The 13226-nt window shown below is 49.1% G+C and carries 13 protein-coding genes; 6 read left to right on the top strand and 7 right to left on the bottom strand.

Translation table 11 applies throughout. The features are described from left to right. The first annotated feature begins 143 nt into the window (after positions 1-143). Positions 144-788 carry a hypothetical protein gene (locus NX722_RS01625; RefSeq protein WP_262566420.1) on the top strand — a complete coding sequence of 215 codons (645 nt, stop codon included), beginning with the start codon at positions 144-146 and terminating at the stop codon, positions 786-788. A 24-nt stretch (positions 789-812) separates the two neighbouring features. Here the strand turns inward: NX722_RS01625 and NX722_RS01620 are convergent, their stop codons facing one another. Further along, positions 813-1499: a replication protein P gene (locus tag NX722_RS01620; RefSeq protein ID WP_262566419.1), complete on the bottom strand. Its 687-nt coding sequence runs from the start codon at positions 1497-1499 to the stop codon at positions 813-815. A gap of 4 nt (positions 1500-1503) precedes the next feature. Next, on the bottom strand, positions 1504-1965 hold the full coding sequence (locus NX722_RS01615; protein WP_262566418.1) for a DnaT-like ssDNA-binding domain-containing protein: 462 nt from the start codon (positions 1963-1965) through the stop codon (positions 1504-1506). Between the two features lie 357 nt (positions 1966-2322). Here NX722_RS01615 and NX722_RS01610 point away from each other — a divergent pair, with 357 nt between their 5' ends. Both NX722_RS01610 and metG read left to right on the top strand, forming a co-directional pair. Then, the gene (locus NX722_RS01610) at positions 2323-4323 is read left to right on the top strand and encodes a PP2C family serine/threonine-protein phosphatase (RefSeq protein WP_262566417.1); all 2001 of its coding nucleotides are present in this window, start codon (positions 2323-2325) and stop codon (positions 4321-4323) included. Positions 4324-4469: 146 nt separating this feature from the next. After that, on the top strand, positions 4470-6518 hold the full coding sequence (metG, locus tag NX722_RS01605; RefSeq protein ID WP_407647947.1) for a methionine--tRNA ligase: 2049 nt from the start codon (positions 4470-4472) through the stop codon (positions 6516-6518). Between the two features lie 51 nt (positions 6519-6569). Here metG and NX722_RS01600 read toward each other — a convergent pair whose 3' ends face one another. The 3 genes from NX722_RS01600 to NX722_RS01590 form a co-directional block, all read right to left on the bottom strand. After that, positions 6570-6863, bottom strand: coding sequence for an adenylyltransferase/cytidyltransferase family protein (locus tag NX722_RS01600; protein ID WP_262566416.1), 294 nt, complete (start codon positions 6861-6863; stop codon positions 6570-6572). A gap of 25 nt (positions 6864-6888) precedes the next feature. Then, positions 6889-7521 carry a helitron helicase-like domain-containing protein gene (locus NX722_RS01595; protein WP_262566415.1) on the bottom strand — a complete coding sequence of 211 codons (633 nt, stop codon included), beginning with the start codon at positions 7519-7521 and terminating at the stop codon, positions 6889-6891. Positions 7522-7591: 70 nt separating this feature from the next. Further along, positions 7592-7954 carry a hypothetical protein gene (locus tag NX722_RS01590; protein ID WP_262566414.1) on the bottom strand — a complete coding sequence of 121 codons (363 nt, stop codon included), beginning with the start codon at positions 7952-7954 and terminating at the stop codon, positions 7592-7594. 151 nt (positions 7955-8105) lie between these two features. On the opposite strand from NX722_RS01590, the gene NX722_RS01585 reads away from it, so the two are divergent. Beyond that, positions 8106-8996 carry a hypothetical protein gene (locus NX722_RS01585; protein ID WP_262566413.1) on the top strand — a complete coding sequence of 297 codons (891 nt, stop codon included), beginning with the start codon at positions 8106-8108 and terminating at the stop codon, positions 8994-8996. Positions 8997-9067: 71 nt separating this feature from the next. Then, positions 9068-10399: a DEAD/DEAH box helicase gene (locus NX722_RS01580; RefSeq protein WP_262566412.1), complete on the top strand. Its 1332-nt coding sequence runs from the start codon at positions 9068-9070 to the stop codon at positions 10397-10399. 117 nt (positions 10400-10516) lie between these two features. On the opposite strand, the gene NX722_RS01575 is transcribed toward NX722_RS01580, so the two are convergent. Further along, positions 10517-11863, bottom strand: a complete 1347-nt coding sequence (locus NX722_RS01575; protein WP_262566411.1) for an MATE family efflux transporter — start codon at positions 11861-11863, stop codon at positions 10517-10519. A gap of 167 nt (positions 11864-12030) precedes the next feature. On the opposite strand from NX722_RS01575, the gene NX722_RS01570 reads away from it, so the two are divergent. Next, positions 12031-12435: an SMI1/KNR4 family protein gene (locus tag NX722_RS01570; RefSeq protein ID WP_262566410.1), complete on the top strand. Its 405-nt coding sequence runs from the start codon at positions 12031-12033 to the stop codon at positions 12433-12435. Positions 12436-12548: 113 nt separating this feature from the next. On the opposite strand, the gene NX722_RS01565 is transcribed toward NX722_RS01570, so the two are convergent. Continuing rightward, positions 12549-13115 (bottom strand): hypothetical protein, encoded by a 567-nt coding sequence (locus NX722_RS01565; protein WP_262566409.1) that lies wholly within the window; start codon positions 13113-13115, stop codon positions 12549-12551. Positions 13116-13226 lie beyond the last annotated feature (111 nt).

The following is a 13226-nucleotide window of genomic DNA, read 5'->3' as shown; positions in this document are numbered from 1 at the left end:
AAATCGTATAAGGTGTGCATTATTACCAAATTTAGTAACAAATAGCACTGGATTAGCAGGAAACTCTAACGGATAAATGGCTCTGTGATAGAAGAATGACAGGGTGACTGACCAGAGAGACTGACACATTTATGAATGATCAAATGACAAATTCACACCAGATGATGAATTATGCCCGACAATTTTTTAAGGTGTCATTAAAAACAGGTAATAAAACCTTCTCATTGGAATATGGGTTGGCCTCTCCAGAGAGAAAACAAAGACGTCTTGCCAATGTTCATAAGGCTTATAACGCGATATGTGATTTACGAAAACATCTGAATTATGATGCATGCAGGCTTTTAGACTCATACTCTCCTGAGGAGAGGGCGGGTGACTGTCATGAATACACCTGTATTGCCCTCCAGTACGGCAGGGCTTTGAAGGTTCCAAATATATGGTTGGTGCGTCATGAATTTCATACGTTCCTGGTGCTGGCAAATGAATCCGAATTGAAAAATAAGTTAGCATTGAAAGAATTTTACCAGTACAAAGATGAAGATATCTGGGTATGCGATCCGTGGTTTAATATACATTGCAAGCTGAACATGTACGGACCAATGGCAATAATGCAGTCAAGTCGCTGGTCGATTGCAGGCAAGGAAATATGCAGCGGTTGGAATATGCAGGAACCTGCAAATCAATGGTGCCAGAAACTGTTTGATGGCGAAATGAGATTCCTGAGAATGACCGACAACAGCGGCCAGGCAACCCATGATTGCAAAAACTTTTTTATTGATATTGGATGAGGGTGTCTGTGATGCCCGGTTACGTTATTTATTCCTGAGCAGCTGGTCACGCATTCTGATAAATGCGTCTCGCCCTGCATCCGGATCAATTCCCTGCTTTTCCATCTGCTGCCGCAATACCTGTTCAGCCTGCTCATCCGCCAGCCGAACGGCCTCTTTGCTGCGACTGTCTTCCAGGCCCTGCAGGATATCCGCTTCAAGGTCTTCACCATCCAGCACACGGTTGCAGATGATTTCGTAATTGCGCTCGAAAATCGGCAGGGCGATACGCTGCTCTTCACTGCGCAACGTCATCCAGCCTGTCTGCTTTGCCGCCAGATAAACGGCAATGTGCGACCAGTGATAATCGCGGGTCTGAACCGGCGCATAACAGGCTTCATAATACGCCTGCAGAGGTTCCTTCAAACCCACCTCGTCATAGCGCAGCTTGCACAGCTCACGGATATCACTGAGGTCAGGGAAGAACTTACTGGTATCCAGCGCTTTCTGCGCCGCCTTAACAATCCGCCGGGGATGAAATTCCTTAAGAGACTGAAACCAGACCCGCTTGGCCCGGTTCAGATCTTCTTCGGTTGAAAATGCCCGCTTAAACTTTAATGGGTAGGCATCTTCAAGCAGTGTAAACAGGGTATTGATGGCGTAGCGGTAGTTTTGTTGCTGTTCTGCACTTTCATTCTGGTCAGCGCTCCGGCCAGAGCCAGAACCCTGCACAGGCTCAGTCGTCGGCGTCGTCGAAGTCGAGCTGTATGCCGTCTGCCCAGCTGGTGTCTGTAAGCTTTTCAGCTGTTGATCGATTAGCTCTCTGCCCTGTTTCACTTTGGCTCCGCTTCCACTGGTAGATCACATGGTTCTTGAACTTGTTCTGCCATGCCTTGCGTGCTTCCCCCGTTTCACGCCAGTACAGTTTGAACTCAACCAGCTGAGCCAGGGTAAACTCACGATCAATGCCATGGTGAACCTCGAGAAACTCGATATATACCGGGTCAGGTTGAAAATCGTCCGGTAAAGGCTGCACCCTGGCACCTTCGTTCGCGGGTGCAGCCGGCACTTCCTGCTGAACACCCTGAGAAAAAACCGGATGTTCCGGCTCGACAGGTGTCGACTCTTCAAGTTCCCAGGGCAATGCACCGGCGTTGCGTTGACGAATATAACGCTGTTTTCGATCCTCTTCGGTCATGGATTTAACAATACCTGCCTTCCCGGTTCCGGTCTACCGGTCATTGAAATTAAACGTGGATCGGGCGAACACTGGCTGACGATGATCCGGGTCTACCGTCAGTTCTGCCCAAACAGCCGTGACAAAAAACCTGCAAAAAATTTCAGGTTTCTGAAAGAAAAAAAGGCGGGCAAGTCTGCTCCTGCGTCAACAAAAGAGCAATGCGTATATTTACACTTTTCAGCACTTCCCACCTTGAATGTACGGTTAATAGTTTACCCCGAGCCTGAGGTCAGCAACAGTGACAATTTTTAATCAGGCTTACAGAAGCTGCGCCGATAGAAATGTCATCCCTTACCCTGAACACGAGATACAACTATGGATGCCAGTGGCGGCGCTCCCGGAATCGATGCTTACCCTTCCGCGTACGAATTTTGCAGAACCATTCGTCGGTACGAAAAAACCAACCCCGGGGAACAACTGGGTATGTCACGGGACGGGACAGTGATGTCGGAGAAGGAGTTTAATGAAAAGTTCGGGCAGACCAATACCAATTGGGGCTGGTCAAAGTCATGGTTAGTCACCGTAAAAGACCCTGAAAACAAAACATTTAAAGAATATCAGGACAATATGGCGAGCAGCCTCAATAACTATGCAAACAGAACCCATCTGGCAGACCGGGGGATAGCAATCAACTCTGTTGACAGCCTGACACCATCAGGGTTAACCCCCTTTGTAGACAGTATTGAGGAATCCGCAAAAACGCCCTTCCTTGCAACCGCCAGAGCATACGGCGACCGCGCTAAAAACCAGCAGGTTTCCGGATTACCCTCTTTAAGGGAGGGAGACTTCGATCATCTCATGACTTTTTTGAAGTCCAGTGTAAGCCCGGAATTTGAATCTGACTTCAAAACAGAGGTCACCAAAAGAGCTTTTTTTCAGGAGCTGTGTTCAATCCTGAGAAAGCCGGTAGAAGAACTGGCCATAAGAGTGTCAAGTTCATACAGAGACAAAGAACAAGAGTCGTTACTAGTGGACTGGTTAATGACAGAACTGAGGGTACGCAGAAAAGCAACCCCCCGGACACGTTTAGAAGCTCAGGAACTAAGCCTTCCTCAGAAAGAAAAACTGGTGACAACCGGGCATGTCAAAGGACAGCCTGTAGAGACCTGCAAACAACAGGTTCAGTTTAAAACGCCAGTAACAACCCATGGTATATCGTTGCCGGAGTTGCAGGACCTTGATTATCAAATAACGACGAATGCCGCTTTACTTGAAGATGAACTGAAAGAAAACAGGAACAGAGCCAGAGAACAAGGTAAAGAAGAGCAGTTTAACGAACAGGTACATGGCAGGTTTCAGAAGCTTCTGGATGGCACTACCCAGCTTGGACGTATTGAATACCTGCAAAGATTTCAAATGATGTCTAAAGAACTGCCCGCCACCGGCATGGCCGGAGCTGATGGAAATGTCGGCTACGGAATGGAAGACGTTGTCGTAGCCCAACGCGAGCATGGTGTTATTGCTGGTCAATGGGTTCCGGTCAGAATAACAGCCGTACTTGACGGACACACAAAAGATACCGGACAGGCAACTGGCGACAACTCCGCAGCCATTGAAAGCGGCAAAGCTCTACCCCGGGCACTGGTCAAACGTCTCAGTACCATGAACAGAGAAGAATTTACCAGAATCGGTATGGTCGGAGCCTGCCAGGCAGCCATTGTTGACCTGGACCGACAGGGCGATTACAGGATGGGAGGCAGCTCACTCAACTGCGCAGCCGTCATCGGCAAGCATTTATGCATCATCAACACGGGCGACAGCCGTTCTGTATTTATCAATCCGAATAAAGCGCCATCAGAAGAGAATGCCTGCATCCAGTTGTCTGAAGATGCTGAACTGTTGCCAGAAGACAATCCGGACAACAAAGAGTCCCGGTTCAATAAAATGGTTCACGAGCGTGGCGGCTTCGTTGCGCCACACCCCAGAAAACCAAGCCAGATCCGGGTAAAAAGCATTGACACGCCTGAAGGCGATGCGGGCATGAGCTGTGTCGCCACAATAGGCGATCATCACTACAATGGCGTGACCAGCCCGAAACCCTTTGTTACCGTTTATGAAGAAGGTGAACTTGACCCCAATGGATTCCTGATCCAGTTCTGTGACGGTATTCCCGAAGTGGCAACCAATGAGCAAATCACACGACTGGTAAAAAGATTGTGTACAGAAAAACCAGATATATCCCCGGAAAATCTGGCAGTCAGCATTCGGGATCATGCCTTCAGAGCAGGCTCCGGAGATAACCTGACTGTTATTGTGACCCCGGTTAAAGACCTTTTCGAGAATCCGACAGCAGAGTCAGGTACCAGTAACGCCTGAGCCTGATTGCCCTGAGGTCAGGAAACCGCTGACTGCGTTTTCCTGACCTTACCGATACTCCTTCCCCTTATGGCTCCCTGAACACAATGCAGTATAATGGCTGATTAATTTCCAAAATCTGCCAGTTCGAGCGAAACAGTACACGCATGAGCCAAAGAAAAATTCTCGTTACCAGCGCCCTGCCCTATGCCAACGGGCCACTGCACATGGGCCACCTGGTCGAATACATCCAGACCGATATCTGGGTTCGTTTCCAGAAGCTGTTCGGCAACCAGTGCACCTACGTGTGCGCCGACGATGCCCACGGTACCGCCATCAGCCTGCACGCTGAAAAACAGGGCATTACACCGGAAGAGTCCGTCGCCCTGATCAACAAAGAGCGTGTGCGCGATTTCAGCGAATTCCACGTGGAATTCGACAATTACCACTCCACACACTCCGATGAAAACCGTGAGCTGTCCGAAGCCATTTACCTGGCCCTGAAAGAGAAAGGCCATATTGCCAGCCACAACATTGTTCAGGCTTTCGACCCTGAAAAAGAAATGTTCCTGGCTGACCGTTACATCCAGGGCGACTGCCCGAAATGTGGCACGCCCGACCAGTACGGCGACAACTGTGAAGCCTGTGGTGCCACTTACTCTCCCGCTGACCTGAAAAACGCCCGTTCTGCCATTTCCGGCGCGACTCCGGTTGAAAAGGAAAGTGAACACTTCTTCTTCAAGCTGTCCGACTTCGACGCCTTCCTGAAAGAGTGGACCCGCTCCGGCACCATCTCCGATGAAATCGCTAACAAGCTGGCGGAATGGTTGGATACCGGGCTGCAGGACTGGGACATTTCCCGTGATGCGCCTTACTTCGGTTTTGAAATTCCGGGTGAGCCTGGCAAATACTTCTACGTATGGCTGGACGCACCTATCGGTTACATGGCAGCGTTTAAAAACCTCTGCGACCGTCGTGACGACCTGAATTTTGACGACTACTGGAAGAAAGACAGCGACTGCGAAGTTCACCACTTCATCGGTAAAGACATCGTTAACTTCCACTGCCTGTTCTGGCCTGCGATGCTGCACGGAACCGGCTATCGCACACCCACCAGTGTCAGCGTTCACGGTTACCTGACCGTCAACGGCAAGAAAATGTCCAAGTCCCGTGGCACGTTTATCACTGCGCGGACTTATCTGGATCATCTCGATCCGGAATACCTGCGTTACTACTACGCCGCCAAACTGTCTAACCGCATTGACGATCTGGACCTGAACACCGACGACTTCATTCAGCGCGTTAACTCCGACCTGGTGGGCAAGGTTGTGAACATTGCCAGCCGTAACGCCGGTTTCATCAAAAAACGTTTTGGTGGCAAACTGTCTGCCAGCAACCTGATTCCTGAGCTGACCGCAGACTTCCAGACAGCCGGTGACCGAATTGCCGAACTGTACGAAGGTCGTGAGTTTGGTAAAGCCATGCGTGAAATAATGGCTCTGGCCGACAAGGCCAATGCCTGGATTGATGAAGTGAAACCATGGGTCGTTGCCAAAGAAGAAGGCAAGAATCAGGAACTGCACGATATTTGCACCGCAGGCATCAACCTGTTCCGTCTGCTGATGATCTACCTGAAGCCGGTTCTGCCAGCCATGGCCGTTAAGGCTGAAGCCTTCCTGAACGTTGAGCCACTGACATGGGCAGGCAGCCAGTCCCTGCTGCTGGATCACGAAGTGAACAAGTTCAAGCCGCTGATGACCCGTGTTGAAGCCGATAAGGTGGGCAACATGATTGAAGCCAGCAAGGAAGTTCTGGCAAAAATGGCGGAACAAAAACCAGCAGTAAAAGCAGCCAGCAACGAATGGCTGGAAAAAGAGCCGGTGGCAGAAGAGATCAACTTTGACGACTTCGCCAAAGTGGATCTGCGTATCGCTAAAATCGTTAACGCCGAACACGTTGAAGGTGCTGGCAAACTGCTGCGCCTGACTCTGGACATTGGCGAAGCGGAGACTCGCAACATTTTCGCCGGTATCAAATCAGCCTATGCGCCGGAAGCCCTGATTGGCAAGCATACGGTCATGGTCGCCAACCTGGCACCGCGCAAGATGAAATTCGGCGTGAGTGAGGGTATGGTGCTGGCAGCGGGTCCTGGCGGTAAAGAACTATGGATTCTGGAACCTCATGAAGGCGCCCAGCCTGGCATGCGGGTGATGTAACGATTCCGATCGCAATCGGTGGAGATGACTACCGGCCATCTCCACTGGGTTTCACCAGTTCCGATGAACTCTGCACTTTCTCTCCGCCCAGATTCCACAGCAACTGGATGCCCAGTTTCCGGCACAGCTCAACCTCGGGTGTGTTGTCATTGTTACGGTCCCCCCGTTGGCAAAGCAATCCGGTTTCAATCGCACCAGTGCTTCACAAACCGAGTCATCCGAATTAACAATAACGACAACCCGCCCAAGGGATGTCGCTTCGTTGATCATGCGCAAATGACCAATGTGAACCGGGTCGAATCCGCCTGATACGCACACGACTTTTCCATTGTCTTTAACGCTCATCAGCCCATACCTGACATTAAGCCACCTATGAGCCTGACGATATCATGAATCCACTACAGCCTGCTGCCCCCGGAGGATCTGGCCAATCATCCTTATCAAACTCAAAGCTTTCGTTATCATAGGCAGCAGGCATTGAATCAGCCTCTTCTTCCGTTTGCCCGTCGACCTGGCTGCCTGCCTCACCCAGCAGCGGACAATCAGCCGATGTTCCGGGGTCGCAATAATAGTAAGAAACGTGCTGTTCGTCGTTTTCCCAGTTTGTAATCTGAATGAACAGGTTTGAAGGATCTAACAGATTGACCAGCTGGAATCCAACAACAATCTGATGGGGAGCCCTGCGCTTATTCCACTCAATGGCATGTCTGTAATGCACAACCACTCCATAAATTGCACATTCGCCATCAACATCAAGAATGCCGTCATAAAAGGCGTTATCAAACTGCAACCTGTTATAAAAAAAGGAAGACGAAAGACCCGGAACCACACGGGCATCATCATCTTTAATCATCCACTTTTTGTGTTTATTGCTATAACGAACGTCCCTGCGCCCCATACCATCCTCAAAGTTCATCAGTACATTGATCAATGAAAGAGGGTCTCCGGACATTGTGCGACGAGAGGTCTTACCATTCGCCCAGGTAGTTGCAGCAAGAAACATACTACTACCTGCCTTGCTGATGACAACCTGCTTCGGAACAAAAGACGTGTCAGTGTTGCTGCTTAATAACTCACAATTCGATTTTTTTTTTGTTTTTTCCGGTATTGGCTGGCGCACTTTTGAGTGCTACACGCCGCAATTGCGGATTCGCCATAGGAGGTAACTCAGGAGTCCCTGGATTTTCGGCATTTGAGTAGATGAAATACTGGCTTGAATTATGTGAAACATAAATACTCCGGATAAACGGAAGCTGTTGAAGTGTTATTGGAGAGATCGGAACTTCATCAGGACAGCTTTCTTTAGAACAGCTTTCTTCAGGATCATGCTCACAAAGAAAATTCGTTGCATTATAAACATCAATTCTAAACTCGCCTGCTTCTGCCAGACCTAGCTGAAAAACGATAAAGACAACAAACCGCAAGAAGGCGTACATAAAACCTCCATTCGCATTTAAAGACTCTTATTCTATCATCAAATAGCAACTCAGCCCTGAGATGGCAAATTATTAACCAAAAAAGGGTTAATACATAATTCACCTCAGAAACTTTAATTTAATAACCAAATAACCAGAAGTACCCTGCTTCATGAAATACTTCTGTCTTTTAGTTTGTCTGGTACTCACGATACTCACCACAGGGGTAAAAGCATTTGCCCCGCCTCAGGTTTATGCTCTCGGCCAGTGGGATGGGAAACTGTGCCTGATCGATACCTCCGGCAACGAATCCACGCTGGTCTGTAATGATGATCCGCTTTTTGAAAAGGTCATGACCAGCAAAAGGCTTCCTGACGACTCAAAATTCCTTGATCGTTGCCCCACCCCCTGGGTAAAAAGAAACATCTGTAACATTATCAGTATTCAGGAATTACCAACCAGTCCACAGGAACGATTACAACAGCTGACTTCCAGTACTGCCTCCTCTGTTCTTGACCAGATCAGCCATTTTTTACAAAACTCCCTGGACGATCTGGCAGAAGATGCCATATCAATCGGCCTGCCCCTCATAATGACCTACAGACTTTACCCCGGCTACGTCAGTCTTCTCAGTGGGCTTGTGCTGTTTGAAGCCATGAATCTATTGCTGAGTCCGATCGGAGACGCGGTAGGGGATGTTTTTGAACAGCACCAGAATGGCTACTCCCATACTGAAGGCGAATCTGAGCTGTCGGTTCGCGGGATTGTCAGCAATAAAGTCGAAGACCATGTAAAAGTAGTCGGTTATCTGGTTACTTATAAGTCAACTCTTATCATACAGTTCCTTGAAACGACTTATGGACTGAACGCCCTGGACATGACCGATGGAGGAGTCGTCAGTTTAGGTAGCCAAACCGGACTGTTGCTGATCAAAAAAGGCGTTTTTGTCTACAACACATTGCAGATGGCAGAGCATTACCGCTGGTTAAACGAGTTCTCAGACGCGCTTTCAGATGTTGTCACAGACATGCTGTTTGGCGAACCTTGTTCAGTTAGGAGATAGCTTTTTCAGTCCTTCCCACATAGAATGCCTGCCTCTCAAATTTCCCATCATTTTCTGCCGAGGACCCGCCCTTGATTTTCTCCGAACTGGCACTGCATGAACGCCTGCAAAAGGCTCTGGACCAACAGCAATTCACTCAGGCAACGCCCGTTCAGGAAGCCACAATTCCTGAGGTGTTAAAAGGCAAGGACCTTATCGTCAACGCAGAGACCGGCAGTGGTAAAACAGCCGCTTTTCTGTTGCCCATGCTGCATCACATGCAGAATAATCCGGCACCCCGTTCCAGCACCCGGGGGCTGATTCTGGTACCCACCCGGGAACTGGCACGTCAGGTTATGACAGAGTGTGAAAAACTGGCGGGCTTTACCTGGCTGAAAGCAGGCATCATTACCGGTGGTGACGATTTCCGCCATCAGGTTAACACCCTGCGCAAGAACCCGGAAATCCTGATCGCCACGCCGGGGCGCCTGCTGGAACACATGGAAAACAGCAACACCGATTTCAGAGACCTCGAATATCTGGTGCTGGACGAAGCTGACCGGATGCTCGACTTTGGCTTCAGCCCCGATATGCTTAAAATTGCTGACGAATGCCGTAAAGAACGCCAGACCCTGTTGTTTTCTGCCACGATGAAACCCAAAGGCATGGGCGAGCTTATCCGGCTTGTACTGACAAACCCGGAAACCATTACCCTCAGTACAGCCCGCGACAAGCATGAAAACATTCACCAGCAGATCATGCTGTCTGACGACAATCCGCACAAGGAACGTCTGTTGAGCTGGCTGCTGAAGCACGAACCCTTTGACAAAGCACTGGTCTTTTCCAATACCCGCAACAATGCCGAGCATCTGTTTAATCTGCTGGAAAGGCAGGGGTTACAGGTGGGTGTACTGCACGGTGATATGGATCACAAACACCGCAAACAGATTATGAACCGGTTTCAGGATGGCCAGATCAATATACTGGTCGCCACAGACGTAGCAGCCCGGGGTCTGGACATTAAAGGTGTGCAACTGGTTATTAATTTCGATATGGCCCGAAGTGGTGACGATTATGTGCATCGAATTGGCCGTACCGGACGTGCCGGTGACAAAGGGCTGGCTATTGCCCTGATTGGCCCTAACGAATGGAACCTGATGTCCAGTATTGAGCGTTACCTGAAAACCCGTTTTGAAAAGCGCTCCATTAAAGAGCTGCGCGGTTCATGGAAAGGTCCGAAAAAGGTCAAGGCTTCCGGTAAAGCGGCAGGATCGAAAAAGAAAAAGGCCAATAAAAAAGACGTCGACAAATCCAAAGCTCGTCATCGTGTGAAGAAAAACATCGGTAAACGTCGTGAGCCTTCTGACACCTCCAGTACTGCAGTCGATGCAGGCTTTGAACCACTGCGTCGAAAGAAAAGCTAATAGCTCCAGAAGATAGCCCTTCTGCTTCTCATCACAGGCTTTCTGACAGAAAGCCTGTGAACACCATTCATACAGACTCTTCATGCAGACTCTTTATACAAACAACGTCACAGAGGGTTAAACGCTGTTTCTACGCAACTGATCCCAAAAACGCTTGAGGAAATACACACTGATCAGGGCAGTCGTAACCTCTGTCTGCAACAAATTGTACCAAATGGCATTAACCATAAATAAGCCTGGCAATAAGAATAATCCTGCCAGCGGCAAAACCAGAGACCGCAACATGGAAATAACCGTGGAATAAGCGGCTTTATCAACCGACTGATACAGTGTCGCCGTCATCAGATTGATACACATAGGTACTAATGATAATGCATACAGCCGCAATACATGCCCCCCCAGAGCCAGCAATTGCTCAGATGGCTTATCAACAAACAGGGTCACAATAGAGTGGGCAAACACAACCATTCCCAGCGACAGGGTGAGGCCAATCACCATCACCAGCCCAAACCCGAGTTTGATGATTTCCTGAATCCGGTGGTTAAGCCCGGCACCATAATTGAAGCTGATAATCGGCTGGGCTGCCTGTCCGACACCATACACAAGAAGAACCACCACCCAGGTGCAGTTCAGGGCAATGGTATACACAGAAACAAACAGGTTACCGCCGAGCCTTAACAACACCCAGTTTGATATCATGATCACCACACCAAACGCAGATTCCATGGTAAATGTCGACACAGCGTTCCTGAAAATCAGTTTGGCAATGTGCCAGTCCGGCAGCACCAGTTTAAGCTTCAACGCCTGATTTGGGCGACGGAAGTGCAATAACAGCGTTCCCAACATGACCACCTCAGCAATACCCGTGGCACAAGCAGCACCTTTCATGCCCCAGCCAAATGGAAACAGGAACAGCCAGTCAAGAAAAACATTAGTGCAGGCGCTACCAATCATTGCCATCATAACCAGCCCGGGGTTGTCATCATTTCGGATGAATCCAGACATGGCCCAGCCAATACCACACGGAGTAGCAAACAGCGTTATCATGCCCAGATAATCTTTTACCAGGGGCAACAGCTCTTCATCAGCACCAAACAGGCAAGAAATGTTTTCCAGGTTCAGCAGTGTAAAAAACGTGAACAGCACCATAATGATACAGGTCAGGGAGAACGCCTGCTGAAACATAATCAGGCCTTCTTGTCTACGCCCTTCACCAAAACGAATCGCCATCAACGCTGAGCCGCTCACACCAATCGACACGGCAATCGAAAACATAAAAGTGAAGTAAGGGATTACAATATTAATTGCTGCAAGACCAGCGTATCCCATACGCTGACCAATAAAGATCAGATCTGAAATGATATATACAGACTTGATCATCATGCCCATAACAGAGGGCAGCAGATAATGCCAGAAACAGGTTGGCACAGGGTCGGTACCCAAATTGACAGCGACGCTGCTCACGTTTGATTACCCGAAAAAGCCAAATTTACAACCGAAACGCACTATGACAAAAGACAGTCCATAGCACTTCCAGCCTATTATACCCCACATCTGTCCGCCTAAATGTGATCACGCTACAGGTGAGCAATGTTAAACTAGGGCAAACTATTGTTACTGGATAAAGACCGATGGAAGATGTCATTGAAGAACTTCGGGAAAATGCGGAACAGGTAGCCATTCCGCTGGATCTTCCCAACGAAGATGACCTGATAGAAATAGAGGAACAGATCCTGCTGCCCATACCCTACGAATTTCGTGAATTCCTGTTACAGGTAAGCGATGTCGTCTATGGTTCAATGGAGCCGGTCACCATTGCTGACTCCCATTCACACACCTATCTGCCAGAAGTCACTGCAACCGCCTGGGATCTGGGTGTTCCCAGAGACCTGATCCCAATCTGCGAATACAATGGCGATTACTACTGCGTTTCCGCTGAAGGCGAAGTCGGTCTCTGGTCAGACGGTGAACTGCAGGAAGAAGAAACGTGGCCTACGGTCTGGCACTGGGCTAAGAACGTCTGGTTGCAAAGTTAACTGACAACACTTCCCGCTCTGTTGCTTTTCCAGGCAGCCATTACCATTAGGGAAAAATGCAGTGTTCATCCCTTCGGTGTTGGCACTGCATCGCCCTGACCAAATGACTGGAATCAGATTTTCGCAGAACGTGAGGCGGGTATGTGACTGACCGCCCCCCTGACAAGGCCAATCATGCCTGCAAGAGGCGTTAAAGCCAGCCCCACTGCCGCACCTGCAACTCCGCCAACAATATAGCCTGCACTTCCAGCCAGCGACTCAGCTGGACTGACTATGCTACCGAGTTGCCTGCCAGCTTGTGACCCTGGAAGGAAAACTGCCGCTAACGCTAAGGGTACAGTAATAGGGCACAGGGCTCCGAGAATTGCGGAAGCACCAACAAATTTACCCAGCTTCTCCGTAATGTTTGCGGCATACCGGGTACTGTTTACGATGGTGCTTTTCATGTAGCTGCCCGCCACTTTAAACGGTCGGGCTATTCTGCTCATGATGGATGTTTTTGGTGGCTTCGTCTGGTCGGCAGCCATCCGGGAAAGATACTTGTGTCCGTTTTCTTCCGTTACCCCCATTCCATTCAGCGTACCGGCCCCTCTGGGTTCATCGGAATGGAGTGTTGTATCAGATTGGCCGACCCCGAAAGTGCCGATTGTGGGATGATTAAGAAATTGTGTTGAGTGCATATCATTTACTCCTTATTCTTTTTAATTAAAAGTTATTATTGGTTGGCTTTTTAATACTCTTTAAATTATGACCCGTGCTTTTGAAAATACACTGACTACGCGGTTAGTGTG

Origin of the sequence: Endozoicomonas gorgoniicola, from assembly GCF_025562715.2 — a bacterium.
GTDB lineage: Bacteria > Pseudomonadota > Gammaproteobacteria > Pseudomonadales > Endozoicomonadaceae > Endozoicomonas_A > Endozoicomonas_A gorgoniicola.
Note: the sequence above shows the minus strand (reverse complement) of the source record. Positions and strands in the feature narration are given on the sequence as shown.